Consider the following 1,445-nt stretch of genomic DNA (forward strand, 5'->3'; position numbering starts at 1 on the left):
CAATAATTGTGTTTGTCGGCCATTTAAATACCAGACACCGCTTTTATCAAAAATAGCATCTTCCTCTAGCATTATTCTTATTTCTTTATTCCACTGCTTTATAAACACCGCATTGTTAAGCTCAATTGAGTAAGCCGTATTTAAATGTAGCGGATAGTCCCCATCTCCCAGTACACCTTGCTGAGAATCCCACATACCTAATGTAGTACCAGCAGCATGACCATGATAGCCAAGAGGATGAGTATAAATAGTGGGTTTTAATCCCTGAGCAATAGCGGCTTTTCGTGCTGCAGCTAAAACTTCATTACCGGTTTTTCCTACCGCAAATTGATTGGTAAATATATCTTGGAGTTTATTACCGCTTTTTAGTGCTTCAACTAAGTAACTAGGCGCACTCGTTTCGTTTTCTTTGAGCACATACGCATGCTGCTGCGTGTCGGTATTTAAGCGTAAATAAGTAATCCCAAAATCGACATGAAGTAAATCACCGGCTTGTATAACGTTATCATCGTAGCCATTAGTGAAGCTTTCTTCATGATTAAACGACTTCGTATCGGCGCGCTGAATAGCAACGCTTGGATGAAACCATGTTTGTAGTTTTAGCTCTTTTACACGCTCTCTAAACCACCATACCAAGTCATCGCTAGTTGTTTCACCCACCGTAATTGTTTTACCCGAAAACCCCTCTGCAATAATATGATGAGCAATAGCCACAATATGTTTATACATTTTAACTTCTTCAGGAATGCGTTGTTCTAACCACGCAACACCAAGCGGCTCTGCAGAAATTATTTTATTGTGATAAGTGGCGGGTAAGTTAGCCATTAAGGTTTTGTAATCGCCTAGCACAAGGCCATCGGCATGTGCCCAGTCGGTAGAAGTATTAAGCGCAATGTTGCGAGGTTTGTATTGCTCAATAAGTGTATTGAGTGCTTCCCACTGGCTTGGTTGTGTTTGTTTATCCCAGCCTTTTTTAAATACGTTACCTATTTTATAAGGCGCAATAGCGTAAGCATCAACACCACCTTGTTTATTAAGTGCAAATAGCAAAATAGTGGTGCGTCTGGCTGAAAGCCATGTTGCAGGCAGCATTGTTTTTAATATTGGGTCTTCATTGTATTCGCGGCTTATAAGAAGCCACATATCAGTGTTGTGCTGCTTCATTAACGAGGGCATTAAGCTATTGATTCTAAGCTCAGTTATTTTATCTATAAACGCTGCGCGCTCTTTCATTGATAGAATCGTTGGAGGTTCTGAGGCTTTAACTAAAGGGCTTACAAATAGTGTTGCGAGCAAACATGCGCTTATTAGTAATAATTTATTGTATTGCATAGTTGGGCTATTTTTAGGCTAATTTGTACTTAACATGCCAGAACCCACACTATAAAAAAATAATTTGAGACAAAGCGTACAAACAAAAAAGCCCAGCTAATTAAATTAGCTGG

1 protein-coding gene is annotated in these 1,445 nt (G+C 39.5%); it reads right to left on the reverse strand.

Annotated features, from left to right (window positions below; all coding sequences use genetic code 11):
- A partial coding sequence (locus H5072_RS19365; RefSeq protein WP_182694499.1) for a M24 family metallopeptidase occupies window positions 1–1,332 on the reverse strand: 1,332 nt, incomplete at its 3' end.
- Window positions 1,333–1,445: the final 113 nt, after the last annotated feature.

It is taken from the genome of Pseudoalteromonas sp. SR45-5, assembly GCF_014163565.1.
Lineage (GTDB): Bacteria > Pseudomonadota > Gammaproteobacteria > Enterobacterales > Alteromonadaceae > Pseudoalteromonas > Pseudoalteromonas distincta.